Annotated in this window: 26 protein-coding genes; 14 read left to right on the plus strand and 12 right to left on the minus strand. The window is 40.4% G+C overall.

Annotated features, from left to right (window positions below; translation table 11 throughout):
* Positions 1-21: 21 nt before the first annotated feature.
* The gene (gene brnQ / locus FTU22_RS06720) at positions 22-1,314 is read right to left on the minus strand and encodes a branched-chain amino acid transport system II carrier protein (RefSeq protein ID WP_180093609.1); all 1,293 of its coding nucleotides are present in this window, start codon (positions 1,312-1,314) and stop codon (positions 22-24) included.
* 349 nt (positions 1,315-1,663) lie between these two features.
* Here brnQ and map point away from each other — a divergent pair, with 349 nt between their 5' ends.
* Positions 1,664-2,458, plus strand: a complete 795-nt coding sequence (gene map, locus FTU22_RS06725) for a type I methionyl aminopeptidase (RefSeq protein WP_168378636.1) — start codon at positions 1,664-1,666, stop codon at positions 2,456-2,458.
* A gap of 320 nt (positions 2,459-2,778) precedes the next feature.
* On the opposite strand, the gene FTU22_RS06730 is transcribed toward map, so the two are convergent.
* Positions 2,779-3,693, minus strand: coding sequence for a LysR substrate-binding domain-containing protein (locus FTU22_RS06730; RefSeq protein ID WP_180004968.1), 915 nt, complete (start codon positions 3,691-3,693; stop codon positions 2,779-2,781).
* A 279-nt stretch (positions 3,694-3,972) separates the two neighbouring features.
* Between FTU22_RS06730 and FTU22_RS06735 the strand changes: the two genes are divergently transcribed.
* On the plus strand, positions 3,973-4,884 hold the full coding sequence (locus FTU22_RS06735) for a LysR family transcriptional regulator (protein ID WP_078188530.1): 912 nt from the start codon (positions 3,973-3,975) through the stop codon (positions 4,882-4,884).
* Between the two features lie 127 nt (positions 4,885-5,011).
* On the opposite strand, the gene FTU22_RS06740 is transcribed toward FTU22_RS06735, so the two are convergent.
* Together FTU22_RS06740 and FTU22_RS06745 are read right to left on the minus strand one after the other, a co-directional pair.
* Positions 5,012-5,923, minus strand: a complete 912-nt coding sequence (locus tag FTU22_RS06740; protein ID WP_180093611.1) for an alpha/beta fold hydrolase — start codon at positions 5,921-5,923, stop codon at positions 5,012-5,014.
* A 25-nt stretch (positions 5,924-5,948) separates the two neighbouring features.
* Positions 5,949-6,488 carry a PadR family transcriptional regulator gene (locus FTU22_RS06745; RefSeq protein ID WP_078194002.1) on the minus strand — a complete coding sequence of 180 codons (540 nt, stop codon included), beginning with the start codon at positions 6,486-6,488 and terminating at the stop codon, positions 5,949-5,951.
* A gap of 181 nt (positions 6,489-6,669) precedes the next feature.
* On the opposite strand from FTU22_RS06745, the gene FTU22_RS06750 reads away from it, so the two are divergent.
* The 3 genes from FTU22_RS06750 (at position 6,670) to FTU22_RS06760 (ending at position 10,515) form a co-directional block, all read left to right on the plus strand.
* A complete protein-coding gene (locus tag FTU22_RS06750; protein WP_180093613.1) occupies positions 6,670-8,694 on the plus strand; it encodes an NADPH-dependent 2,4-dienoyl-CoA reductase in 2,025 nt (674 codons plus the stop codon).
* Positions 8,695-8,815: 121 nt separating this feature from the next.
* Positions 8,816-9,220: a nuclear transport factor 2 family protein gene (locus tag FTU22_RS06755; RefSeq protein WP_078193923.1), complete on the plus strand. Its 405-nt coding sequence runs from the start codon at positions 8,816-8,818 to the stop codon at positions 9,218-9,220.
* Between the two features lie 203 nt (positions 9,221-9,423).
* Positions 9,424-10,515, plus strand: coding sequence for a YheT family hydrolase (locus tag FTU22_RS06760; protein ID WP_180093615.1), 1,092 nt, complete (start codon positions 9,424-9,426; stop codon positions 10,513-10,515).
* A 39-nt stretch (positions 10,516-10,554) separates the two neighbouring features.
* Here FTU22_RS06760 and FTU22_RS06765 read toward each other — a convergent pair whose 3' ends face one another.
* Both FTU22_RS06765 and dkgB read right to left on the minus strand, forming a co-directional pair.
* Complete coding sequence (locus FTU22_RS06765; protein ID WP_180093617.1) at positions 10,555-11,730, minus strand: MFS transporter; 1,176 nt, start codon at positions 11,728-11,730, stop codon at positions 10,555-10,557.
* 1 nt (position 11,731) lies between these two features.
* On the minus strand, positions 11,732-12,538 hold the full coding sequence (dkgB, locus tag FTU22_RS06770; protein WP_218945807.1) for a 2,5-didehydrogluconate reductase DkgB: 807 nt from the start codon (positions 12,536-12,538) through the stop codon (positions 11,732-11,734).
* Positions 12,539-12,648: 110 nt separating this feature from the next.
* Here dkgB and FTU22_RS06775 point away from each other — a divergent pair, with 110 nt between their 5' ends.
* Positions 12,649-13,533 carry a LysR family transcriptional regulator gene (locus tag FTU22_RS06775; protein ID WP_180063820.1) on the plus strand — a complete coding sequence of 295 codons (885 nt, stop codon included), beginning with the start codon at positions 12,649-12,651 and terminating at the stop codon, positions 13,531-13,533.
* A 112-nt stretch (positions 13,534-13,645) separates the two neighbouring features.
* On the opposite strand, the gene FTU22_RS06780 is transcribed toward FTU22_RS06775, so the two are convergent.
* Positions 13,646-14,059 (minus strand): internalin, encoded by a 414-nt coding sequence (locus tag FTU22_RS06780; protein ID WP_180063821.1) that lies wholly within the window; start codon positions 14,057-14,059, stop codon positions 13,646-13,648.
* Between the two features lie 229 nt (positions 14,060-14,288).
* Here FTU22_RS06780 and FTU22_RS06785 point away from each other — a divergent pair, with 229 nt between their 5' ends.
* The 8 genes from FTU22_RS06785 (at position 14,289) to FTU22_RS16290 (ending at position 21,114) form a co-directional block, all read left to right on the plus strand.
* Positions 14,289-15,929 (plus strand): CTP synthase, encoded by a 1,641-nt coding sequence (locus tag FTU22_RS06785; RefSeq protein WP_078188523.1) that lies wholly within the window; start codon positions 14,289-14,291, stop codon positions 15,927-15,929.
* Between the two features lie 31 nt (positions 15,930-15,960).
* A complete protein-coding gene (gene kdsA / locus FTU22_RS06790; RefSeq protein WP_078188522.1) occupies positions 15,961-16,818 on the plus strand; it encodes a 3-deoxy-8-phosphooctulonate synthase in 858 nt (285 codons plus the stop codon).
* Positions 16,819-16,882: 64 nt separating this feature from the next.
* Entirely contained in the window at positions 16,883-18,172 is a 1,290-nt protein-coding gene (gene eno / locus FTU22_RS06795; RefSeq protein ID WP_078188521.1) for a phosphopyruvate hydratase, read from the plus strand.
* Between the two features lie 16 nt (positions 18,173-18,188).
* Positions 18,189-18,581: a septum formation initiator family protein gene (locus FTU22_RS06800; RefSeq protein WP_078188520.1), complete on the plus strand. Its 393-nt coding sequence runs from the start codon at positions 18,189-18,191 to the stop codon at positions 18,579-18,581.
* Positions 18,544-19,269, plus strand: a complete 726-nt coding sequence (gene ispD / locus FTU22_RS06805; protein ID WP_180093619.1) for a 2-C-methyl-D-erythritol 4-phosphate cytidylyltransferase — start codon at positions 18,544-18,546, stop codon at positions 19,267-19,269. Before FTU22_RS06800 ends, ispD begins: the two co-directional genes overlap by 38 nt.
* An 85-nt stretch (positions 19,270-19,354) precedes the next feature.
* Complete coding sequence (rodA, locus tag FTU22_RS06810; protein WP_078193916.1) at positions 19,355-20,491, plus strand: rod shape-determining protein RodA; 1,137 nt, start codon at positions 19,355-19,357, stop codon at positions 20,489-20,491.
* A gap of 68 nt (positions 20,492-20,559) precedes the next feature.
* Entirely contained in the window at positions 20,560-20,757 is a 198-nt protein-coding gene (locus tag FTU22_RS16285) for a hypothetical protein (RefSeq protein ID WP_257225897.1), read from the plus strand.
* A gap of 39 nt (positions 20,758-20,796) precedes the next feature.
* Positions 20,797-21,114, plus strand: a complete 318-nt coding sequence (locus tag FTU22_RS16290; RefSeq protein ID WP_257225898.1) for a hypothetical protein — start codon at positions 20,797-20,799, stop codon at positions 21,112-21,114.
* A 138-nt stretch (positions 21,115-21,252) separates the two neighbouring features.
* On the opposite strand, the gene FTU22_RS06820 is transcribed toward FTU22_RS16290, so the two are convergent.
* Genes FTU22_RS06820 through cydP form a run of 5 tightly spaced genes read right to left on the minus strand, consistent with a single transcriptional unit; the run spans position 21,253 to position 24,604 of the window.
* A complete protein-coding gene (locus tag FTU22_RS06820; protein WP_180093621.1) occupies positions 21,253-21,555 on the minus strand; it encodes a cyd operon YbgE family protein in 303 nt (100 codons plus the stop codon).
* Positions 21,556-21,558: 3 nt separating this feature from the next.
* Positions 21,559-21,660 (minus strand): cytochrome bd-I oxidase subunit CydX, encoded by a 102-nt coding sequence (gene cydX, locus FTU22_RS06825; protein WP_002120988.1) that lies wholly within the window; start codon positions 21,658-21,660, stop codon positions 21,559-21,561.
* Positions 21,661-21,684: 24 nt separating this feature from the next.
* Positions 21,685-22,830 carry a cytochrome d ubiquinol oxidase subunit II gene (gene cydB / locus FTU22_RS06830; protein WP_111884951.1) on the minus strand — a complete coding sequence of 382 codons (1,146 nt, stop codon included), beginning with the start codon at positions 22,828-22,830 and terminating at the stop codon, positions 21,685-21,687.
* Positions 22,827-24,413 (minus strand): cytochrome ubiquinol oxidase subunit I, encoded by a 1,587-nt coding sequence (locus tag FTU22_RS06835; protein ID WP_078188514.1) that lies wholly within the window; start codon positions 24,411-24,413, stop codon positions 22,827-22,829. Before FTU22_RS06835 ends, cydB begins: the two co-directional genes overlap by 4 nt.
* Entirely contained in the window at positions 24,413-24,604 is a 192-nt protein-coding gene (cydP, locus tag FTU22_RS06840; RefSeq protein ID WP_078188513.1) for a cytochrome oxidase putative small subunit CydP, read from the minus strand. Before cydP ends, FTU22_RS06835 begins: the two co-directional genes overlap by 1 nt.
* Between the last annotated feature and the right edge of the window lie 127 nt (positions 24,605-24,731).

Genomic DNA, 24,731 nt, shown 5'->3' on the forward strand with positions numbered 1-24,731 from the left:
ATTTTAGACAAGTCAAAAAGGTTATTTTTTAACTTTATCAATTACAGCAGCAATAATCAGCACAATTACAGAAGGGATCAGCCATGCTAAATTTTGTTGAGCAAGTGGTAGATTGGCAATAAAGCTTGGAAGAGTATCTTCGAAACCAGCCACTTTTAAACCATCAAAAATACCGAAAATAAACGCACATGCGGTAACAGGAGCAATAACTCGTGATGGTGAAATAAACCATTTAGAGCAGAAGCTCAGTAGGATAACTACAATCGCAGGTGGATAAATCGCACTTAAAACAGGAACTGAAACGGCAATGAGTTTGGTTAAACCTAAGTTTGAAATAAGCAGTGAGAAGCCAACTAAAATGAACACAAAAACTTTGTATGGAATTTTAGTCAATTCTGAGAAATATTCAGCACATGCGCAGGTTAAGCCAATTGCGGTCACCATACATGCAACAAAGATCATTGCAGATAGGAAATAAGCGCCCATATCACCAAAAGCATGTTGTACATATGCATGCAGGATCACTGCACCATTTGTTGCATTTGGAGCAATATCATGGCTGCCCATACCGAGTTTGAATAAGCTGATATATACCAGTGTAAGTCCAATACCAGAAATAATACTGGCAATGACAGCATATTTGGTGACGAGCTTACTATCCGTTACGCCGCGTGAAGTAATGGCTTTGACGATCACAATACCAAAAACTAAAGCGCCTAATGTATCCATGGTTAAATAACCATTTACTACACCTTCAGAAACTGGTGCAGTTACGTAGTTATCAATTGCAGGTGGAATCACACCGGCAGGGATAAAGAACGCAGAGATACCCAGTATAACGAGGCCTAAAATCTTGAGTGGTGAAAGGAAATAACCTACGGTATCTAAAATTTTATTTGGGTAAAGTGAAACAATCGTCACCAATGCAAAATAAATCAAGCTATAAATCAGCAGACTGTTTGCGCTGTTACCAAAATAAGAAGAGAAACCAATTTCATAAGAAACGGTAGCTGTACGAGGTGTTGCAAATAAAGGTCCAACAGCTAAGTAACACGCGACAGTAAGGATAATGCTGGCTGCTTTACCCAAAGGCGAACTTAAAACTTGAATAGAACCTTCAACACGCGACAAAGCAATAATCGTGATGACAGGTAGACCAACTGCGGTGATCAAGAAACCAAATGCAGCTAACCAAACATGTTCACCCGCTTGCTGTGCGACAATTGGTGGGAAAATAATGTTGCCTGCACCAATAAACAGTGCAAAGGTCATAAAACCTAAGGCAACAATATCCCGTGTACGAAGACTTGTCATAAAGGGGAGATGAACTGTGAAAAAAGGCAATTTTAGTGCAATTAAGCTCGTTTTTGGAGCAAAATTTATAAATCGTATAGATAGTTTTTATAATACGAATCATGAATATATTGACAGATAAAATAATGTTTTATTTATATTTATGATAAATAAAAGAAATTTATTGTATATAAAATTTTTATAGGAATAAGTTTAGCTATTAAGATTTATCAGATATAAATCAATTGTTCTAATTTTCAGCACTAAATAGGATGCTATAAGCCGAATAAATGCAGAAATATTGGCTGAATAAAACAAAAAAAATCTAAAAGGTCTATAATTCGGTGTATTCAAATTTGAGGATATTCAGATGAAAGCTTCCAAAATCACGATTAAAACCGAGCAAGATATTGAAAAATTACGCATTTCAGGTCGTTTAGCTGCTCAGGTTTTAGAGATGATCGGGGAGTATGTCAAGCCGGGCGTGACCACTGAATATCTAGACGATATCTGTAATGATTTTATCGTCAACACACTTAAAGTGATTCCTGCCAACGTTGGCTACTATGGCTATACCAAAACCACCTGTATTTCACCGAATGAAGTGGTTTGTCATGGTATTCCTTCGAAAGAAACCGTATTGAAAGATGGTGACATTATCAATATTGATGTCGCGATCATTAAAGATGGTTATTTTGGTGATACCAGTCGCATGTACTATGTGGGTGAGGTTTCGCCTGCGGCTAAAAAGTTAGTGGAAACTACCTACGAAGCCATGGTTGCAGGGATTCATGCAGTTAAACCGGGAGCAACTTTGGGGGATGTAGGCTATGCCATTCAACAAGTTGCTCATCGTGAAGGCTACAGCATTGTACGTGAATACTGTGGTCACGGGATTGGTAAAGTTTATCATGAGCAACCAAGCGTTTTACACTATGGTCAACCGGGTCAAGGTGTCATTCTGAAAAAAGGCATGGTCTTTACCATTGAGCCGATGATCAACAGCGGTAAAGCGCGAACTAAAGAATTAAAAGACGGCTGGACAGTGATTACTGCAGACCGCTCTTTATCGGCACAGTGGGAGCATATGGTGGTTGTAACCGATAGTGGTTTTGAGTTGCTATCTCCATGGCCAGAAGGTACAGGTACATATCCTGCAATCTAAGCTAAATCGCGAATTTAATCCTGAATCTGCTGTATCTAAATGATTGAAGTTAAATTAAATTATACATGTGTATAATTTTTGACTTTAGTCTAATAATTTGTGGTGTGTATGAACGTTATAGGTTTTAAGACTAAGAGGTTTTGTCTATAGCTTAATTTATAAGGCTTTGCTTATAACTCTGAAAATCAGTTAGAGCTATTAACGATTTAATAAAGATGTATTTTATTTATATAATATGATTACAGATTCTGCTGTAGTTTCTGATTTTACTTAGTTTTTAAGTTTTCGCTTACCCATCACATGGGTAAGCTTTTTTTTGCCTAAAATTTAGCGTGTTCATGTTGGCTGAGTTTTTCAACTAAGTAATCAATGAATACTCGTACAGCAGGTAATAAGCCACGACGAGATGGATAAACAGCATGGAATATACCATGTGCAGCTTTCCATTCAGGTAACACACGAACCAAAGCACCTGATTTCACATGGTCGGACACAATACTGTCGGGCAATAACACCACGCCACAATCTTGGCAGGCTAGCGCAGCTAACATAGACAGGTCAGAGCCCATCACCGTTGGATTCACTTTAATTTTTTTCTGATGATGCTGTGCATCGGTCACAATAATATGTTGATCGAGATGCTCATCCGCCATACTTAATATTTGATGTTGCGATAAATCTTCAGGGTGTTTGAGTTCGCCAAATTTATTCAGATACGCCTGACTGGCAAATAAGTGCTGCTCAATCGTTTCAAATTTACGAATGACTAAATTGGGGTCGTCGTCTAGATTTGAACGTACACGTAGCGCAAGATCGAAGCCTTCATTAATGATATCTACGCGCCGATTGGTCACCATCATTTGCACTTTGATTTCTGGATATTGCTTTAAAAATTCAGGCAATATTTTGGTCATTTCATTTTGCGCGATGGAAACAGGTAAGCTGACTTTAATTAAGCCGCGCGGCTGTGTGCTGAGATGATCAACCAAATCGTGTGCGGCTTGAGCGGCATTCATCATGACTTGTGCATGGCGATAGATATTCATACCAATATCTGTAACAGCAAAATGTCGTGAGCTACGTTGAATCAGGCGGACACCTAAACGTTCTTCTAAGTTATAGACCCGACGACTCAGTTTTGATTTTGGAATATCTGTTGCACGTTCTGCTGCACTAAAACCACCATGTTCGACCACTTGGGCAAAACAATAAAAATCATCTAGATCACTCAGCACTGTTCTTATTCCATATTTGCAACGATTTAGTTAATTAACTTGAATTGTTTCATGAAGTCAATCACGTTTTGTAGTTTTTCATGTGAAAAGGTTGAGCAAAATTGCCAAGACTAAAGTCGGGTTAACCTTGTAATCGTTTCACATTAGCATGACCAAACAATAAATGTGGTGTATACATCTTTTAAATAACCGAATTTGAAGGATGTGATTTGAGTGTCGTCCTGATATATTCAAATAAAAGACCATTATGAAAGAAATTCGACATTAAAGGACAATGTCATGGAATTAAGACATTTACGTTACTTTGTCGCCGTTGTAGAAGAACAGAGTTTTACGAAGGCTGCTGAAAAGCTATTTATTGCTCAACCTCCTTTAAGTCGTCAAATTCAAAATTTAGAAGAAGAGTTGGGTGCACAGCTTTTTGAGCGTGGCAGCCGTCCTTTAAGAACCACCACCATTGGCCGTTTCTTTTATCAGCAAGCCGTGAAATTACTTTCCAATGCAGAAGAAATTAAGCTCATTACGCAGCGGGCCAGTGCTACAGAACGTACCATTAATATCGGATATGGCGGTTCGCTACTCTGTGGTTTATTACCTCGAATTGTTTATTTGTTCCGTCAGCAATATCCACACTTAAATGTAAATTTAATTGAACTGAGTGCAGTCGATCAGATTCAGGCATTAAAAGAAGGTCGGGTTGATGCATGCTTTAGCCGAGTTCGGGTGTCGGATCAGGCGGTTAAACGTGTGCTATTGCGTGAAGAGCCTCTGATTGTTGCGGTGCATTCAAGCCATCCTTTATCTTCACAACAACAGATTGCATTGAATAATCTCAAAGATGAGCAGATTTTTATCTATCCAGCAACGGATGGTCAAAGTTATGCAACGCTGATCAAGTCGTTGTTTTTAGAATATGGTATGGAGCCGAAACGCTTTAACACTCAAGCTGATTTGCAGCAATCGCTAGGTATGGTCGCTGCGGGCGAAGGCATTTGTATTGTTCCTGAATCTGTACAAATTATGCAGTTTAGGCATGTGAATTATGTGAAATTATCGGATAGTGCTGCCATTAGCCAAATTTATTTGATTGTGCGGAATGATGATGAAGGGGAATTGGCGCGTCCTTTATTTGACTGTGTTTACCAAGTGTATGACTTGGAAGCAATTGAATACGATCGTCGGGTTTTCTAGGGTCTATTTTAAAAGTAATTATGAAGTTAATTTTGAAATTCAATTTTGAAGCAAACAGTTAAGTAACGTTTACCTTCATACAAAAATAGGCTCAATCTTGAAAGTTTTGAGCCTATTTTTTTCAGTCTTATAGGGTTACTTGTTTTAAGAACTTGGTGATTTCACGGCTAAATTTGACCGGTTCACTGATTAATGGAGTGTGTCCCGATTTTTTAAAAATAATCTGCTCAGCATTGACTAGGCTGTCAGCAATAATTTTTTGACCTTGAGCAGGATAGAGGATCGATTTTGCCCCTGTGAAAAAAGTCGTCGGAGCGGTGAGTGCTGCAATGGCTTCACGATAATCTTCAGTATGGTTCAAATAATTTTGAATATACCAATATAAATAGGCCACACTTTGTGAGGGTAACATCAGCTTCTGTAATGTTGGTTGTTGGTATGCAAAACGGAAAGCGGATAATGCATAAGGATTGCTATTTTGTAAGTCTATGAACCTTAACCAAGCGTCGACCAGACCTTGACGGTCATGTTTATTCATCTGCTGTGCAAATGGCACAGAGAGGTTGGTTGCAAGTACCTTCGAGATGTCTTCTAAAATACTTAAAAACTCAGTGTGGCGTTTGCCATATAAACCATATTGCCAATCTTCATCTACTCGAATTTTAGGCGTTTGATCGATGTGCAAATAACGTTTAATTTTTTCAGCAAACTGACCGTATTTTAAACCGTGCATGGTGGTCGTTGCCCCCATGGAGTAGGCAATGACCGTGATTTTATCGTAACCAAGTTGGGAAACTAAGCTGTCAATATCTCGCCAATGGCTTGAAATGGTATCCATATTTGGAATTTGACAATGTTTAGAGCCGCCAAATCCACGCCAGTCTGGAATGATAAATTTAAAGTGTTTTCGGTGTTGATGTAGAAAAGGGTGCCATTGCCAACTCTGCATTCCCAGCCCAGATAAAACCAGAATGGGTTCTCCTTGACCATATTCACGAACATACAGTTGTTGCTGATCGGGCATTGTATAGTGTGGCATGCGGCTTCCTATTTATTTTTTTGTTTTAGCGATTAAATTTATGCAACTGTGGAATGATGGTTTCGAGCCATTTGATCCAACCGATTTCCAAATCAATCCCAAGCTGTAAAATCATTTTATGAATGTACAAAGTACGGTCTTCATCATGCGCATGTGCAAAGTCTTTTGCAAAAATAGACTGGTACACTTTTAGTTTTTCTTTGTGAATTTCTAGATGACGTTCTAATTCGGGTAATACGCCATTTGTACCCAGCTGAGCTTCTGCACGTAAACGAACCATCAACTCTTCACGTAATTGAGCCGGAGGGCTTTGCTCAACCATCCAATTGGCTAATTCAACACGTCCAAGCTGTTCAACTTGGTAGGTTTTTTTACGGGTTGTGCTGTGCTCATCTTCAATGGTACTGATCCAGCCTTTTTGCAGCATGCCATTGAGTTCACGGTAGATTTGCTGATGTGTTGCATTCCAAAAAAAGCCCATAGAGCGGTCAAAACGGCGTGCAAGGTCAATTCCTGTACTCGGTTTTTCAAGTAAGCTCGTGAGTAAAACATGGGCTAAAGACATATATGGCTCAGTCAAAATAGTTTTGTACTTTTTATTATGCAACATGTTGCATAAAAATCAAATCTCGCATATAAATTAGTGCAACAAGTTGCAAAAATCTTGTATGCGTAGATGGAAAGAGAAAGCTCGTATACAAGCGAAGATAAAAATAGCCAGCTTTTCAGCACGCTAAGGAGAAAAAATGTCAAATTATCCAAATTTATTGGCACCACTTGATTTAGGTTTTACAACGCTAAAGAACCGTGTATTGATGGGTTCTATGCATATCGGTTTGGAAGAAGCGCCGGGTGGCTATGAACGCATGGCAGCTTTTTACGCTGAGCGCGCGAAAGGTGGTGTGGGTCTGATTGTAACCGGTGGTATTTCTCCCAATGATGATGGTGTGACATTTGCTGGTGGTTCAAAATTAGACTCTTTAGAAGAAGCAGAAAAACATAAAGTGATTACGCAGGCGGTACATGATGCTGGCGGTAAAATTGCGATGCAGATTTTGCATACAGGTCGCTACTCGTATCAAGCCAATAATGTTGCACCTTCATCTATTCAAGCACCAATTAACCCAGTAAAACCGCAAGCTTTAAGCACAGCAGACGTCGAACGCACGATCAATGATTTTGCAAAATGTGCTCAGTTAGCACAGACAGCGGGTTATGACGGTGTAGAAGTCATGGGGTCAGAAGGTTATTTAATTAATGAGTTTATTGCTGCACGTACCAACCACCGTGATGATGAATGGGGTGGCAGTTATGAAAACCGGATTCGTTTTCCAATTGAGATCGTGCGTCGTACGCGTGAATTAGTCGGTGAAAATTTTATTATTATTTACCGTCTTTCTATGCTGGATCTGGTTGAAGGTGGTTCGACTTTCGAAGAAGTTGTGCAACTTGCAAAAGCCATTGAAAAAGCCGGTGCAACTATTATCAATACCGGTATTGGTTGGCATGAAGCGCGTATTCCGACCATTGCAACCAAAGTGCCACGTGCTGCATTTACATGGGTGACCAAGAAATTAAAAGGTCTTGTGAATGTTCCTTTAATCACCTCAAACCGTATTAACACTCCTGAAATGGCTGAGCACGTACTTGCTTCGGGTGATGCAGATATGGTGTCCATGGCACGTCCAATGCTGGCTGATCCACGTTTTGTGGAAAAAGCAGAACAAGGTCGTAGTGATGAAATTAATACCTGTATTGGTTGTAACCAAGCCTGCCTAGATCATATTTTCTCGATGAAAATTGCAACATGTTTGGTTAACCCTCAAGCTTGCTATGAAACTGAACTGATTTTTAAAGAATCTGCACAGGTGAAAAATATCGCTGTGATTGGTGCGGGACCTGCAGGTTTAAGCTTTGCAACTTATGCTGCAGAGCGTGGTCATAACATAACTATTTTTGAAGCATCGAGCCAAATTGGTGGGCAGTTTAATATTGCGAAAACGATTCCTGGTAAAGAAGAGTTTTATGAAACGCTGCGTTATTTCAGACGTAAAATAGAACTATTGCCTCAGATTAAATTGGTATTGAACCATACGGCAACTTATGAAGAATTAGCTCAGTCTGATTTTGATGACATCGTGGTGGCGACGGGTGTAACACCGCGTCAGTTAGATATAGATGGTATTGATCATCCAAAAGTATTGAGCTATTTACAGGTATTACGTGAACGTCAACCTGTTGGCAAACGTGTAGCGATCATTGGTGCAGGCGGTATTGGTTTCGATACGGCTGAATATTTAACGCATGAAGGTGAAAGCGGTAGCCTCAATCCTGAGAAATTTTATGATGAATGGGGTATTGATACCACTTATGCGCAAGTCGGTGGCTTGAAAAATCCAGACGTCGAAGAATCGCCGCGTGAAGTGTATTTATTGCAACGTAAGGCTAAATCGGTTGGTGCTGGCTTAGGTAAAACCACGGGTTGGATTCACCGTACAGGTTTGAAACACCGCGATGTGAAAATGATTGCGGGTGCAAGCTACGACAAAATTGATGATCAAGGTTTGCATATTACCGTTGATGGTCAATCACGTATTTTAGATGTTGATCATGTGGTGATTTGTGCAGGTCAGGAATCCTATACCGCGATGTATGAACAGCTACAAGCAGATGGGAAAAATGTGCATTTGATTGGTGGTGCGAAAGAAGCAGGTGAGTTAGATGCTAAACGTGCCATTCGTCAAGGTGCAGATTTGGCTGCGGTGATTTAATCAGCCTCATACTCAACCACGACAACTTCATTCAATTTAATATGCAGTTGTCGTGCTTCCTCTCCATTTGGGAGAGGAGTTTGAGGAAAGGGAAATGATTCATCAAAAAAAAGACATAAACATGACTATTGAAACAACAAAAAAATCTGTTGCACGTTGGCACGAAATGCTTAACACACGGGATATGAATATTTTAAATGAACTCTTGGCAGAGGATGTGGTGTTTCGTTCACCTGTCGCGTTTAACCCATATCCAGGTAAGCCTGTAGTAACTTTTATTTTGACCAATGTGATTCAAATTTTTGAAAATTTTACTTACCACCGTGAGTTTTATAGTGAGGATGGCCTCAATGTTGTACTTGAGTTTTCTGCCAATGTTGGCGAGAAAAAGTTAAAAGGGATCGACATGATTCAGTTTAATGAACAAGGTCAGATGATTGATTTTGAAGTCATGCTTCGTCCAAAAAGTGGCTTGGAAGCATTGGCGGCGAAAATGGGTGAGCGCATTATGCAATATCAGCCTTAACTCTGCTGATTTTTAAATGCTCATCACAGAATGATAAAAAGCATGATGAATATTGTCATGCTTTTTGCTTATGAGGCTTAAGCAAACAAATATTGCTAGCGAGATACGGTTTTGTAGATACATTTTTTTAATGGGCATTGTTAGTCAAAGTGAAAAGATTGAAATGATTTGCTGTGGTGCGAAGCGAGGTGAAGGTAAGGTCAATGAATAATGTGATTCATAAAGGGCGTCAGGCTCTTTTAAATTTTGTAGATAATGCTATCGGTGCAGAATTACCACAGCTTTATTATCATCCTGAAGGGCAAATGAAACATGTGCTGCCGAAGTTAAAGCAACTACATGAAAAATATCGCCCTACGCCTTGGCTGTCGAATACCCACGCACATTTACTATATTTTGATGTCATTAAAAAGCGTCAAGTGAAGCTTAAATATGATGCTATAGAGCAGCTGACCATGGCTGATGGAGGGGTAACAGCCATTGCATGGTTGGGTTTGGATTTACCTGCGGATGTGCCAACTGTGGTGCTCATGCATACGATTACGGGAACGCCTGAAAGTATGCGGGAAGTGGTTCGGGATCTTCACCTATATACTGGTTGGCGCATTGCACTGTGTTTAAGACGTGGTCATGCTAATTTACCTATGCCTGTTGCCAAAATAAATTTATTTGGTTCAACCGATGACTTACGTGAACAGATTGCCTTTATTCAGCAGAAATTTCCCGCATCGAGTTTGTATGGCGTCGGTTCATCTGCCGGAACGGGGCTATTGGTCCGCTATTTAGGCGAGCAAGGTGAGGAAACACCACTTAAAGCGGCTTTTGCTTTATGTCCGGGCTATGACACTGAGCTTGGCTTTAAAAATGTTCATCCTTTTTACAGTAAAATGATGACCAAGAAGCTCTTTCAGAAGTTTGTAGAACCCTATTCTGCAACATGGTCAGCAATACCCTCTTTAGTTGAAGTACTAAAAAGTAAAGATCTGGCGCAGTTTGAGCGTGCTTATTTCCAAATGGCGGGTTTTGCCGATTATGAAAGTTATGCCAAATCCACTAACCCAATTTATGTATTTGAAAATCTTAAAATTCCTTTGATGATTTTAAATGCCGAAGATGACCCTGTTTGCCACATTCAAAACTTTGAACCCTATAAAGAATTAATCCGTTCTTTGCCGAATGTTGTGGTGGTAACCACCAAAAAAGGCAGTCACTGTGGTTATTATGAAGGTTTAGTGGAAACCCATTCATGGGCAACCAAATTAATGGCAGATTTTTTAAAGTTATATGCGAACTAAAAAATAGCCTACTTTGGGTAGGCTATTTTTAAGTGTGTGTTACTCAGCTTGTGCGCAACATGCGGTTGTTTGAGGTTTAAGCTTCATCTGTATCAATACTAAAATCAACGATATAGCACTTAGGGTGGCGCCTGCATAAGACACTGCTGCATAGCTTAGGTTGAGATTTAGCACTGCGGCACCTGCAACAGCACCCAAAGCATTTCCAAGATTAAATGCACCAATATTCACTGAAGAAGCGAGGCCTGGTGCATCGTGAGCGACTGTCATAACACGCATTTGTAAAGGTGGTACGACGGCAAAGGCTGCTGCTCCCCAGATGATTAATGCAATCGCTGCGCCAATGGTGGTGGTTGCTAAAATTGGAAATAACAGCATCATCAGCATCAGTAAGACTAAAAAGCCAATCAAGGTTTTATCTAAGGATTGATCTGCAAACTTACCACCGAAATGGTTGCCGATTGAAAATCCGATCCCGATTAAAACCAACATGAAAGTGATAAGCTCAGGACTTGCGTGGGTAAAGACTTTTAAGCTTGGTGCGATATAGGTATAGAGCGCGAACATAGCTCCAGCACTCATGACCGTGGTGAGCAGTGCTAAAACAACAGGCATGCGTGTTAATACTTTTAACTCTGCTCGTACATCAGGTTTTTCGGTCTGTTGCTGATGAGGTAGTGCTTTCCATAATGCCAACATGGTGATGATGCCCAGTAAGGTAATAGCGGCAAAAGACATACGCCAACCGATATTTTGCCCCACCCACGTTGCGAGTGGCACGCCGCCAATATTGGCAATGGTCAAGCCCATAAACATCATAGCAACGGCACTGGCTTGTTTATCTTTCGGCACAACACTCGCTGCAACGACAGAACCTAAGCCAAAAAATGCCCCATGATTTAAGCTAGTCACCAAACGTGCCGCCATTAAACCGAGATAATTGGGTGCAATCGTTGCCAAAATATTACCGATGGTAAAGATTGCCATTAGTAAAATAAGGGCAGTACGTTTAGGAAAACGTGCTAACCATAAGGTCATTAATGGGGCACCAATCATGACGCCAACGGCATAGGCACTAATCAGTAAGCCCGCTTGAGGAATGGAAACCGATAAATCTGCTGCGATTTCAGGCAAAAAACCCATCGGTGAAAATTCTGTTGTGCCAATTGCAAAAGCACCTACGGCTAATGCAATTAATGGAAAATTGAATTTCATATTAAATATCCCACACTGGAGCAAGTTCAGGTGGGTTCACTTCACGTGCATTTCTGTCTAGTGTGGCAATGGCCTGCATCTGTTCTGATGTTAAATGAATGTCTTGAGCTTTTAAGTTACTGGTTAAATGTTCACGTTGGGTTGACGATGGAATTACGGCATAACCCTTTTGCAGCGCCCAAGCGAGTGTCACTTGTGCAACTGAAGCTTGGTGTTGTGCTGCAATATCAGAAAGTATTGGGTCATTTAGCACTTTGCCATAAGCCAAGGTCATATAAGAGGTGACATCAATATTTTGCTGTTTTAAGTAAGTCGCAAGTCGTTCATTTTGAAGATAAGGACTCAGTTCAATTTGATTGGTTGCAATCTGCTCAGCACCTATACTGTCAATAGCTTGTTGAGTAAGCTCAATATTAAAATTAGATACACCAATATATTCAGTCAAACCTTGTTTTTTTGCCTCAAGTAAATGTCCCATTAATTCTGGAATATTGACTCCAAGTGCAGGTGCAGGCCAATGAATAAGTGTGAGGTTAACTGCATCCGTCCTTAATTTAATTAAGCTGTCTTTTAGACTGGGTATCAGTTTGTCGGCAGCATAATTTTCAGTCCAAATTTTCGTGGTTAAGAAAATATCAGCTCGATTGACCTGACTTTCATCGATTGCTTGGCCTACTTCTGCTTCATTACCGTAGATTTGTGCGGTGTCTACAGCACGATATCCAACTTCTAAGGCAGTTTTAACAGAATGAATGACAGTGTCACCTGTCAAACGGAAGGTGCCGACACCAAATTGAGGAACAATCATCAGGAATTCTCTTTTTTTGAGTTGATGCTATTGTGCTGCTAATTTTATTGAAGAAAAATGCATGAGTTTGGGATATATTATTGATTAAAAATCACGAATTCGAATATGCAATGAAATCGACCATTGAGGAGCTGCAGGCTTTTACTGTTATTGTAGATAGTGGCTCTATTATCAAAGCAGCAGAAAGATTAGATCAAACAGCATCTGGTGTCAGCCGCGCATTACAGCGTCTGGAATCTAAATTAAATGTAACCTTGTTGGAACGAACTACCCGCAAAATTAAGCTCACGCAAGAGGGGCAATTGTTTTTAGCAAAAACACGGCGGATATTGAATGATTTGAGCGAAGCAGAAGATTCTCTGCTGAAATTAGATGCAGATACTTCGGGGTTAGTGCGAGTCGATTCAGCAATTTCTTTTATTCTGCATATGATCGTTCCCTTGATTCCAGAATTTAATGCACGTTATCCGCATATACAGATTGAGTTAGTAAATCATGATCAAGTGATTGACTTATTAGAGCATAAAGCGGATGTTGCAATTCGCTTTGGAAAATTAAACGACTCCAGTTTACATGCAAAACTCATCTATAAGAGTCGACTGTGTTTGGTGGCGAGTCCTGAATATCTTCAGCAGCATGGACGTCCGCAAAATGCTGATGGGCTAACCGCACATGCTTTACTTGGATTTAGTCAAATTACCCATATGAATACTTGGCCGATCCAAGTCGCAGGGAAGCCCTTGACGATCCGACCAAATATTAAGGCATCAAATGGTGAAACGATACGTGAGCTTGCGATTCATGGTATGGGCATCGCTTGTCTATCGATTTTTATGTTAGAAAAAGATATTGCAGAAGGGCGATTGGTCCAGCTTTTAGACGATCAAATTGAGCCACATGAACAGCTTATTCATGCTGTCTATTATCAACAAGAGCATTTACCCAAACGTGTTCGTTTATTTATTGAATATTTAGCTGAAAAATTACAAGAATAGTTGTGAGAAAAAACAGTGCATTGTTGGGTACCGATTTTTATTTACATAGAAAAAATAAAAAACCCGACATTTGCCGGGTTTTTTTGATCATTTGTTTGATAAAACTTCGATCTTAGTTCTCTAAAGCTGGTGTTGCAGCGGCAATAGCAGCAGCAACGGCATCATCTTCAGATTGTGCAGAACCTGAGTTTTGTTTAGGTTGAGCAACTTGTGCAGGTTTTTCTGCCGCTTTAGGTGCTTCTGCTTTTGGAGCAGGAGCTTCTGCAGGTGTGGTAGGTTCACGACGAATTTCAGTTGTTGTATTCGGTGTTTCTTCACGAATCACTTCAACTTGCTGCTGAGTTGGTTCTTCAACAACGGGTTGTTCTTCAACTGGTTCTAATTGTGTAGGTACAGATGCTGTTGGTTCAGATGCTACAACTTCAACCTGTTCCTGTTCTTCTTCTTTTGGTGCTTCTTTTTTTACACATGCTGTAAGAAGTAGACCTGTTGCGATTGCACCGCAGATTAAAAGTTTCTTATTCATAATTACACAAAACAAAAAAGTGTGGATTGGATAAATGCATTATAACAGCAAATAAGAATATAGAAATGATAAGAACTTACTCTAAATTTTTATGATAATTGCTGTTACAATAGCCAATTGTTAATTGTTCTATGAATTGATGCGGAATGACTTTGCTTTCTTGGTACAGAGTAAAGTAAAATCGCACAACATTGTAGGCCAATTTAGGCTCCATTGTACGAGAAACTTAATGACCCATTTTATTTTCGTTACTGGTGGTGTTGTATCATCACTAGGTAAAGGTATTTCAGCTGCATCAGTGGCTGCGCTTTTAGAAGCCCGTGGTTTAAAAGTAACCATGGTAAAAATGGATCCATACATTAATGTCGATCCAGGGACTATGAGTCCATTCCAACACGGTGAAGTTTTTGTCACAGAGGATGGTGCTGAAACTGACTTAGACTTGGGTTATTACGAACGTTTCTTGCGTCGTGCGAAAATGACCAAACTGAACAACTTTACTTCAGGACGAGTGTACCAAGATGTCTTGAATAAAGAACGTCGTGGTGACTACCTCGGTGGTACAGTTCAAGTTATTCCACATATTACTGACAATATTAAAGAACGTGTTCTTCGCGCAGGTGAAGGCTATGACGTTGCGATCGTTGAGATCGGCGGTACAGTAGGTGACATTGAATCTCTCCCATTCATGGAATCTGTACGTCAACTTATGGTCGAACTAGGTCATAAGCGCACAATGTTAATGCACTTAACTTTACTCCCATATATTAAGTCAGCTGCTGAATTAAAAACTAAACCAACTCAACACTCTGTAAAAGAGCTTTTGTCGATTGGTATTCAACCAGACATCCTGATCTGCCGTACAGAGCATGATGTTGATGCTGACACTACACGTAAAATCGCGTTATTTACGAATGTTGAAGCTCGTGCAGTTGTGGTGTGTAAAGATGCGCGTTCAATTTACCAAATTCCACGTACTTTCTATGAACAAAACGTTGATGATTTAATCTGTGAACGTTTTGGTTATAACGATCTTCCAGAAGCTGATCTTACAGACTGGGATAACGTTGTAGATGCATTACTGAACCCTGAATACACAGTTCGTGTAGCGATGGTTGGTAAATACGTTGAACTTCCAGATGCATACAAATCTGTAAACGAAGCACTTTTACATGCGGGTATTCAAAACCGTGTGAAAGTTCAAATCGACTACGTCAATGCAGAAGAACTTGAAAGCCAAGATGTAAACGACGTATTAAAAGACGCGGATGCAATCTTAGTTCCAGGTGGTTTTGGTGAACGTGGTACAGAAGGCAAAATGAAAGCGATTCGTTTTGCACGTGAAAACGGTGTACCGTTCCTCGGCATCTGTTTAGGTATGCAGTTGGCTGTGATCGAATATGCGCGCAACGTTGCGGGTATTAGCGATGCAACTTCAACTGAATTTAACCGTTCTACAAAATCACCATTGATTGGTCTAATCACTGAATGGTTAGATGAGCGCGGCGAAGTTCAACAACGTAATGCAGATTCTGACTTAGGCGGCACAATGCGTCTGGGTGCTCAAAAATCTGAATTGGTTGCGGGAACAAAAACTGCACAAGTGTACGGTTCTGAAGAGATCGTTGAACGTCATCGTCACCGTTATGAAATGAACAACCGTTATATCCCAGTGCTTGAAGAAAAAGGCATGAAGATTTCAGGTTATTCTCCAGTACAGCGTCTTGTTGAAACTGTTGAAATTCCTGAACATCCTTGGTTTATTGCTGTACAATTCCATCCGGAATTTACAAGTTCACCACGTGATGGACACCCATTATTCGCAGGCTTTATTGATGCTGCTAAAAAGCAGTACCAAAAAGCGAAATAATGTGTTTTTGACTAAACCAGGAAGAGTTTAAATGTCACAATTAAAACCACAGGAAATTGTACGTTTAGGCGATATACAAATGGCAAATCATTTGCCATTTGTACTATTCGGCGGCATGAATGTACTTGAGTCAAAAGACCTTGCTTTTGAAATTGCTGAAACCTATGTGGATATCTGCAAACGCTTGGATATTCCATATGTGTTTAAAGCAAGTTTTGATAAAGCCAATCGTTCAAGCTTGAACTCTTTCCGTGGCCCAGGCCTGGAAAAAGGAATCGAGTGGTTAGCTGACATTAAAAAACACTTTAATGTGCCGATTATTACCGACGTACATGAACCATACCAAGCTGCGCCTGTTGCTGAAGTTGCGGATATTATCCAGCTTCCTGCATTTTTAAGCCGTCAGACTGACCTTGTTGAAGCGATGGCGAAAACTGATGCCATCATTAACATCAAAAAAGCACAGTTCCTCGCACCACACGAAATGCGTCATATTCTGCATAAGTGTTTGGAAGCAGGAAATGACAAACTGATTCTTTGTGAACGTGGTTCAGCATTTGGTTACAATAATTTAGTTGTAGACATGTTGGGCTTTGACATCATGAAAGAAATGAATGTCCCGGTGTTCTTTGATGTTACGCATGCGCTTCAAACGCCGGGTGGTCGTGCGGATTCTGCAGGTGGTCGTCGTGCACAAATCACGACATTGGCACGTGCAGGTATGGCGACTGGTTTAGCTGGTTTGTTCTTAGAAGCTCATCCAGATCCAGAAAATGCCAAATGTGACGGTCCATGTGCGCTACGCATGTCACAGTTGGAGCCTTTCTTGGCACAGTTAAAAGAACTCGATACCTTGGTTAAAGGTTTCGCAAAGTTAGATACACACTAATTCGATACACATTGATGCGTCACTTTTGACGCATCATTTTTATTAATCAACTGAGGAATTGTTCATGAGCCAAATCGTTGACATTCGTGCACGTGAAATTTTGGACTCTCGTGGTAACCCTACCATCGAAGCAGACGTAATCTTAGCCTCTGGCGTTGTAGGCCGTGCATGTGCACCATCTGGTGCTTCAACTGGTTCTCGTGAAGCTTTAGAACTTCGTGACGGCGACAAAGCTCGTTACTTAGGTAAAGGCGTTAAAACTGCGGTTAACAACGTTAACACAGTAATTCGTGATGCATTGTTGGGTAAATCAGTATTCGAACAAAAAGACATTGATAACACAATGATCGCGCTTGACGGTACTGAAAACAAAGAAAAATTAGGTGCGAACGCAACTTTAGCGGTATCGCTAGCTGCTGCACGCGCTGCTGCTGATGAAAAGAAAATTCCACTTTTCCAATACATCGCAGACCTTCGTAATAACAGCATTTTGACTATGCCTGTTCCAATGATGAACATCCTAAATGGTGGTTCACATGCGGACAACAACGTAGACATTCAAGAATTTATGATTGAGCCAGTTGGCTTCACTTCATTCTCTGAAGCTTTACGCGCTGGTGCTGAAATTTTCCATTCTTTAAAATCAGTTTTAAAGAAACAAGGTCTAAATACTGCAGTTGGTGATGAAGGTGGTTTTGCACCGAACCTTCGTTCTAACGAAGAAGCAATTACAGTAATTCTTGAAGCAATTGAAAAAACTGGCTACAAAGCAGGTTCTGATATTATGCTTGCGCTTGACTGTGCATCTTCAGAATTCTACAAAGATGGTCAATACATCCTTGCAGGTGAAGGCAATAAAGCATTCACAAGCAACCAATTTGCTGACTACCTTGCTGGTTTTGCAAAACAATACCCAATCATCTCAATTGAAGATGGTTTGGACGAGTCTGATTGGGAAGGTTGGTCTTACCTCACTTCAATCCTTGGCGACAAAATCCAATTGGTTGGTGATGACCTATTCGTTACGAATCCTAAGATTCTTCAACGTGGTATCAATGAAAAAGTGGGTAACTCTATCCTGATCAAGTACAACCAAATCGGTACGTTGACTGAAACTCTAGATGCAATTTACCTTGCAAAAGCAAATGGTTACACTACAGTAATTTCACACCGTTCTGGTGAAACTGAAGATTCAACTATTGCGGATCTTGCAGTAGGTACAGCAGCGGGTCAAATCAAAACTGGTTCACTTTGCCGTTCTGACCGTGTAGCGAAATATAACCAATTACTTCGTATTGAAGAATTGACTAATGCTGCATATCGCGGTAAAGCTGAGTTCAAAGGTTTGAACTAAGCAGATCATGCTATCTATGTTAAATGTATTTGACTCCAAAGCGAGTAAAGCATTGTTGGGCCTTGCGATCTTTTTGATCGCAGGGTTTCAATATTTATACTGGTTCGGTGAAGGTGGTTATCATCAACATCAACAACTGAGTCAGAAAATACAACAACAAGTCGAACTCAATGACGAATTAAAAGAACGAAATCGCGTGCTTGCCGCTGAAGTATACGATTTAAAAAATGGCGTTGAAGCTATTGAAGAGCATGCTCGTCTAGATTTAGGTTTAATTAAACCGCATGAAACTTTCGTACAGATGAGTACGATCAGTACTCAGTACAAACCAATTTATATTGATCCAAACGCAAAAGTAGACCTACGTACCAATGAGTCAGAACCAGCCGAACTTCCACCCGAACCTTAAATTGTGGGCTATTATTCCTGCTGCTGGTTCAGGAAGTCGATTTTCTAAAACTGAACTAAAACAATATCAAAACATTGCGGGTCTAACTGTGCTTGAACATACAGTTGCACGTCTCAACCAATTGCCGTTGACGGGTTATGTATTGGCTATAGGTGAGCAAGATAATGTTGCTCAGACCTTGGCACTCACTAATCAAGAGAAGGCTCATTTTTGTTTAGGCGGTGCAGAGCGTGTGCATTCTGTACTCAATGCATTGCAATATCTATCTTCGATTGCCAATGATGATGATTGGGTATTTGTTCATGATGCAGCACGACCATGTGTCTCACAATTGAGTTTAGAAGATTTAGTTCAATCGGCAGTCGATTCAGAGCTAAGTGCGATTCTCGCCATTCCAGTGCGCGATACTTTAAAGCGAGTTGAAGCGGCGCCACTTATATCAACAACGGTAGATCGTTCAACTTTATGGCAAGCGCAGACACCACAAATTGCCAAATTGGGTGTGCTGAAAAATGCCATTGAACAAGCGCTTGCCGCTGGTGCGACCATCACAGATGAAGCAAGTGCCTTAGAGTTTGTCGGTGAGCATGTCAATGTCGTGCAAGGTCGTTCGGACAATATTAAAATTACCTATCCTGATGACTTGGAATTGGCACGTTTAATTTTAGCGTCTCAAGTGAATAGATGATTATTTCAAGGAATATTTAAGGGACAGTGATTTTTACTGTCGCTTTAATCTATAATTCCCGCATCCTTTTTAGATCTGTTTCGCAATGATCCCTTCTCAACAGTATCGTTTTTTACGTCAGTCATTACGTGATGGCCGCAGTATAAAACACGATTCTTCTCGATGGGCTAAACTTCATTTAGACCCGTGGTTACTTTGCTTCTTGGTACTCAATGCAATATTGGGGCTGATGGTTGTCTATAGTGCGACCGCGGAAGATTCGGGAATGGTACTACGCCAAGCCACAAGTTTTGGTGTGGGCTTTATTGTGATGTTGATCTGTGCGCAAATTCCCCCCAAAGTTTACCAATCTATGAGTCCGTACTTATATGCCATCGGTATATTTTTACTGTTGTTGGTTCTGGTCATTGGTGAAAAAAGGATGGGGGCGAAACGCTGGATTAGCTTGCCGGGTATCGGCAGTATGCAGCCGAGTGAGTTTATGAAATTTGCCATGCCACTCATGATGGCGTGGTATTTTGCGCGAAAACCTTTTCCACCGAAATTTTTACAAATCGTCGGGGCATTAATTTTATTATTGATTCCATTTGCATTGGTCGCTTTACAGCCTGACTTGAATATCGGTTTGATTATTCCGGGTATTTTTGTTTTATTTTTAAGTGGTATGTCTTGGCGTTTAATTGCAGGTGCTTTAACCGCCTTTGCAATTGCAGCACCTGTACTTTGGATGTTTTTTTTACAGGAATATCAGAAAAAACGTGTACTGACGTTATTTGACCCTGAATCTGACGCGCTTGGTGCAGGTTGGAACATTATTCAATCTAAAATTGCCATTGGATCAGGTGGTTTAATGGGTAAGGGTTATACCGAAGGGACGCAGTCGCACTTGGGCTATCTGCCAGAGCATCATACTGACTTTATCATGTCGACCTATGCTGAAGAGTTTGGTTTTATTGGTGTATTTCTTTTATTTAGTTTATTTACAGCAATTATTGTTCGCTGTTTGATTATTGGACTAAATTGCTTCCATAATTTTGGACGACTCTATGCAGGAGCGATAGGATTAACTTTCTTCTTTTTTGTATTTTTAAACTCGGGTATGGTCAGTGGGATTTTACCGGTAACAGGTGATCCACTACCGTTGATGAGTTATGGTGGTACAGCTGTAATTGCGATGCTCGCAGGGATGGGGATTGTGATGTCGATTCATACGCATCGTTAAATTTTAAAGCTGGAATTAATCCGGCTTTTTTTATATTTTAAATTTTGGCATTTAAAAAATGGAAGCTGATGTTGATAGATATTTTTCGTGATTCTGAATCGATGTTGGATGAGCTATATAACGAGTTAAATCATTCAGCATTTATTGGTGGCGTGCAGCGACTTGATTTAGTCTATGAATGTTGTGAATTATCCATGGAGCATGGTGAAGCCATTTTACAACTTTTAGAATCACGCCAAGATATATCTGCACTCGCATTATTTTGAATTCAATTTGAAGCTGTGGTGAGGGCATATTGGTTACTAATGGTTGCCTCTAATATAGAAATTCAGAAATTTGAAATTCAACGAGAAGAAGAGTTGCTTCAGAATGTGAAAATTCCTACCGCAGCTGAAATGATTACAAAGTTAGAAAATGTTGTAGAAATTAAGCATATTGTTGAAATGTTTAAAGAGTTTAAGTTCTATTCGTTAAAGCATTTGCATTCAATTGTGCATACTGGTCGAAACTCATTAATTCAGCGAATAGCTGGGTTGGCGGATGCTCAGCGCATAATAATAGTGAAGCAAGTCAATGGATTTATCATAATGGCAGCTCAAAATTTTGCTAAGGCATGCCGCTAAAGAAAAATATATTCATCATATCCATGAAAAATTTAGAGGCTGTTTTCAAATGCAAGACGATATTACAGCAGAAAAAAAAGCCGAAATTGATCGTAAATATAATAAAGCCCTCAAGTGAGGGCTTTATTTAGATATTAATTAATGTAGGAACCATGTGTAGTAGCCCCACAGCATAAGTGGCCAAGCGAGGAGGGGGCTAAAAAGCCATTTCCAGAACCAATGGTGTGGCGTAAAACCCACACCATGCACAAAACCACCTGAAATACCTATCATGATGAACATCAGCGCTCGATGGCTATATCCACCATTGTCATCCAGCATGGCAGCAGGATGTACAAGTAACACGGCTGCCAAAGGAAAAGCTAACAGGCAGGAAATGACCATTGCAAATTTATTTGGCTTCTTTTCTACAAGTGGTTTTTCTACAGCAGCATCAGTCATTTGTTATTCCTCATCTAGATCTTGATGATGTTCGATGTAAAGCGCACTAAGTACACCTGCAAAACATGCCATCAAAATACCGAGAATCCAAGCAAAATACCACATCGTCTTTTCTCCTTAGACACAGCCTTAGTATAGGCTGTGTGAATTCTCTTCAATATGTTTGTTAGTCACTACACCCCACATCTTGTAGTAACACCAAGTTGTGTAGCACAGGATAATTGGGACAAAAATACACGCGGCAACTGTCATCACAGTCAGGGTGTTTTTACTTGATACCGCATCCCACATAGTCAAACTTACAGTTGGGTTGATGCTCGATGGCATAAGGAAAGGGAACAATGCAAAACCAGCAGTTAAGATTGCGCCAATGACTGCCAAGCTTGAACCAAGGAAGCTAAAACCTGCTTTACCTTTACCTGCGGCAAGGATAATGATCAAAGCACCTAAAATTGCCATGATTGGCGCAATCATAGTAATAGGATAAATACTATAATTGTTCATCCAACCTGGATTGGCATTGGTGATCACTTCTTTAGCCAATGGGTTAGCAACGCCATTCGTGTCAAATGGTTGCACTAATGTGTAGCCTTGGATATTACCGAAGTATAACCATGCGCCTGCAAGTAAGAAGCAAACCAAGAATACGATACCCATAAGCTGAGTCGCTTTTGCTGAGCGAGCACGTAGGTCGCCGTCTGTACGAAGCATGAGCCATGCACCACCATGTGCACAAAGCATAGATAAACTCACGATACCGCAAACTAAAGCAAATGGGTTAAGCAGTGCAAAGAAGCTACCTGTATAAGTTGAGCGAACAGTTTCGTCCATAGTGAATGGAACACCAAGGAACATATTACCAAACGCAACACCAAATACGAGGGCAGGAACGGCACCACCAATTGCTAAACCCCAGTCCCAAGAATTACGCCACTTGGTATTTTCGAGTTTAGAACGGTAGTCAAAACCGACTGGACGTAAGAAAAGGGCGAAGAGTACCAGTAACAGTGCCCAGTACATGCCTGAGAATGCAGTCGCATATACCATTGGCCATGCTGCAAACAGTGCACCACCGGCAGTAATAAACCACACTTGGTTACCGTCCCAGTGTGGGGCAATCGTATTGATTGCCGCACGACGTTCTTCGTCTTTTTTACCTACGAATGGCATGATCGCCATTGAGCCCATATCGAAGCCATCGGTGAGGGCGAAGCCGATCAGTAGGACACCGACTAATACCCACCAAATGATTTTGAGTAATTCATATTCGATCATGCTTGAGCCTCCTCATTTGCCTTTTTTGCAGCTTCAAGTTTCTCGAAGTGGTATTTACCAGTATGTAGAGAACTTGGGCCAAGGCGTGAGAATTTAATCATTAAGTACATTTCAATGATCAGCAGTACAGTGTAGAACGCTGCTAATGCAAGGATAGAACCCCATACATCACCTGTACTTAAGCTAGAAGCTGAAAGATGTGTAGGTAGAACTTCACCAATGGTCCATGGTTGACGACCAACTTCGGCAACATACCAACCTGTTTGTGCAGCAATCCAAGGTAATGGTAGAGCAAACAAAGCAAACTTTAATAACCAAGGTTTGTTTTCTGCATTACGTTTACCGACAGCAAAGGTAGCAAGTACGAACAGAAGGAGCATTAAGAAGCCAGAAGCAACCATTGCACGGAATGCCCAGAACAAGCTTGGAACATGTGGAATAGTGTCTTTTGCAGCTGCTTTGATTTGTTCGTCAGAAGCATCGACAACTTTGTCTGTGTATTTTTTCAGAAGCAAACCATAACCCAAGTCTTTTTGAGACTCAGCAAATGCTGCTTTAAGTTCAGGAGAAGTATCGCCTGCACGAAGTTGTTCTAACTGTGAGTAAGCCACCATACCGTTACGAATACGTGCTTCGTGTTGAACGATCAGATCTTTAATACCTGTTACTTCTTTATCAGTTGAACGTGTTGCGATAATCCCCATGACATAAGGAATTTTGATCGCGTAGTCAGTAGACATGGTTTCTTTATTTGGAATACCAAACAAAGTAAATGGCGCTGGAGCTGGGTGAGTGTCCCATTCAGCTTCAATCGCAGCAAGTTTAGTTTTTTGTACATCACCAATTTCATAACCAGATTCATCACCCAGTAAGATCACCGAAAGTGTAGAAGCTAAACCAAAGATTGCAGCGATAGCGAATGAACGACGAGCAAATGGCAAGTCACGTTTTTTTAATAAGTAGTAACTTGAAATGGCTAGTACGAAAATTGCGCCAGTCACATAACCAGCAGATACGGTATGTACGAATTTAACCTGAGCTACAGGGTTGAAAATCAGTGCACCGAAGTCCACCATTTCCATACGCATGGTTTCATAGTTAAATGCGGAACCGACAGGATTTTGCATCCAACCATTGGCCACTAAAATCCATAGTGCAGACATGTTCGAGCCAAGTGCAACTAACCAAGTTACAGCCAAATGCTGAACTTTAGATAGGCGATCCCAGCCGAAGAAGAATAAACCAATAAATGTTGATTCAAGGAAGAATGCCATTAGACCTTCGATGGCTAATGGTGCACCGAAAATATCACCGACATAGTGTGAGTAATACGCCCAGTTAGTACCGAACTGAAACTCCATGGTCAAACCAGTAGTAACACCTAATGCGAAGTTAATACCGAAGAGTTTTCCCCAAAATTTAGTCATGTCTTTATAAATTTCTTTGCCAGAAATCACATAGGTGGTTTCCATGATGGCAAGAATAAAAGCCAGACCTAAAGTCAGTGGAACAAAAATAAAGTGATACATCGCGGTCATTGCAAATTGGAACCGCGAAAGATCGACCACGCTTTCAGAAATCATCAACGTGTCTCCTTGATTTGGGAAGGACTGCCAGCAATATGCTCGGCAACTTGATTGTCAAAGTTTTTAGGGATAGTAGGGGCGTCAAACCAGATGTTTTTAATGATCATTAAAATAATCACTTTAATTATTAGTATTGCGGTTATTTCTCTGACCACACGACGATTTAAATCTTTGAATTTTAAGCTCATGGAGATAAGCCTATTCTTTAAACTTGTACTATATTATTAACAAATATATACAAAAAGCAAATAGGTTGAACAGTTAAAATAAAAATATATTATTAAGTAATTTAAATACAATCACTTATAGTACTTA

The organism is Acinetobacter sp. YH12076 (assembly GCF_013419525.1).
In the GTDB taxonomy this organism is placed as follows: domain Bacteria; phylum Pseudomonadota; class Gammaproteobacteria; order Pseudomonadales; family Moraxellaceae; genus Acinetobacter; species Acinetobacter amyesii.

Excerpts from the sequence above, each read along its gene's own strand:
- cydX (WP_002120988.1), bottom strand. The coding sequence starts at position 21,660 with ATGTGGTATTTTGCTTGGATTCTCGGTATTTTGATGGCATGTTTTGCA.
- FTU22_RS06750 (WP_180093613.1), top strand. The coding sequence starts at position 6,670 with ATGTCAAATTATCCAAATTTATTGGCACCACTTGATTTAGGTTTTACA.
- eno (WP_078188521.1), top strand. The coding sequence starts at position 16,883 with ATGAGCCAAATCGTTGACATTCGTGCACGTGAAATTTTGGACTCTCGT.
- cydP (WP_078188513.1), bottom strand. The coding sequence starts at position 24,604 with ATGAGCTTAAAATTCAAAGATTTAAATCGTCGTGTGGTCAGAGAAATA.
- ispD (WP_180093619.1), top strand. The coding sequence starts at position 18,544 with ATGAGTCAGAACCAGCCGAACTTCCACCCGAACCTTAAATTGTGGGCT.
- FTU22_RS06835 (WP_078188514.1), bottom strand. The coding sequence starts at position 24,413 with ATGATTTCTGAAAGCGTGGTCGATCTTTCGCGGTTCCAATTTGCAATG.
- FTU22_RS06800 (WP_078188520.1), top strand. The coding sequence starts at position 18,189 with ATGTTAAATGTATTTGACTCCAAAGCGAGTAAAGCATTGTTGGGCCTT.
- FTU22_RS06785 (WP_078188523.1), top strand. The coding sequence starts at position 14,289 with ATGACCCATTTTATTTTCGTTACTGGTGGTGTTGTATCATCACTAGGT.
- FTU22_RS16285 (WP_257225897.1), top strand. The coding sequence starts at position 20,560 with ATGTTGATAGATATTTTTCGTGATTCTGAATCGATGTTGGATGAGCTA.
- brnQ (WP_180093609.1), bottom strand. The coding sequence starts at position 1,314 with ATGACAAGTCTTCGTACACGGGATATTGTTGCCTTAGGTTTTATGACC.
- FTU22_RS06775 (WP_180063820.1), top strand. The coding sequence starts at position 12,649 with ATGAAATCGACCATTGAGGAGCTGCAGGCTTTTACTGTTATTGTAGAT.
- rodA (WP_078193916.1), top strand. The coding sequence starts at position 19,355 with ATGATCCCTTCTCAACAGTATCGTTTTTTACGTCAGTCATTACGTGAT.
- FTU22_RS06780 (WP_180063821.1), bottom strand. The coding sequence starts at position 14,059 with ATGAATAAGAAACTTTTAATCTGCGGTGCAATCGCAACAGGTCTACTT.
- FTU22_RS06740 (WP_180093611.1), bottom strand. The coding sequence starts at position 5,923 with ATGCCACACTATACAATGCCCGATCAGCAACAACTGTATGTTCGTGAA.
- cydB (WP_111884951.1), bottom strand. The coding sequence starts at position 22,830 with ATGATCGAATATGAATTACTCAAAATCATTTGGTGGGTATTAGTCGGT.
- map (WP_168378636.1), top strand. The coding sequence starts at position 1,664 with ATGAAAGCTTCCAAAATCACGATTAAAACCGAGCAAGATATTGAAAAA.
- FTU22_RS06760 (WP_180093615.1), top strand. The coding sequence starts at position 9,424 with ATGAATAATGTGATTCATAAAGGGCGTCAGGCTCTTTTAAATTTTGTA.
- FTU22_RS06755 (WP_078193923.1), top strand. The coding sequence starts at position 8,816 with ATGACTATTGAAACAACAAAAAAATCTGTTGCACGTTGGCACGAAATG.
- kdsA (WP_078188522.1), top strand. The coding sequence starts at position 15,961 with ATGTCACAATTAAAACCACAGGAAATTGTACGTTTAGGCGATATACAA.
- FTU22_RS06735 (WP_078188530.1), top strand. The coding sequence starts at position 3,973 with ATGGAATTAAGACATTTACGTTACTTTGTCGCCGTTGTAGAAGAACAG.
- FTU22_RS06765 (WP_180093617.1), bottom strand. The coding sequence starts at position 11,730 with ATGAAATTCAATTTTCCATTAATTGCATTAGCCGTAGGTGCTTTTGCA.
- FTU22_RS16290 (WP_257225898.1), top strand. The coding sequence starts at position 20,797 with ATGGTTGCCTCTAATATAGAAATTCAGAAATTTGAAATTCAACGAGAA.
- dkgB (WP_218945807.1), bottom strand. The coding sequence starts at position 12,538 with ATGATTGTTCCTCAATTTGGTGTCGGCACCTTCCGTTTGACAGGTGAC.
- FTU22_RS06820 (WP_180093621.1), bottom strand. The coding sequence starts at position 21,555 with ATGACTGATGCTGCTGTAGAAAAACCACTTGTAGAAAAGAAGCCAAAT.
- FTU22_RS06745 (WP_078194002.1), bottom strand. The coding sequence starts at position 6,488 with ATGTCTTTAGCCCATGTTTTACTCACGAGCTTACTTGAAAAACCGAGT.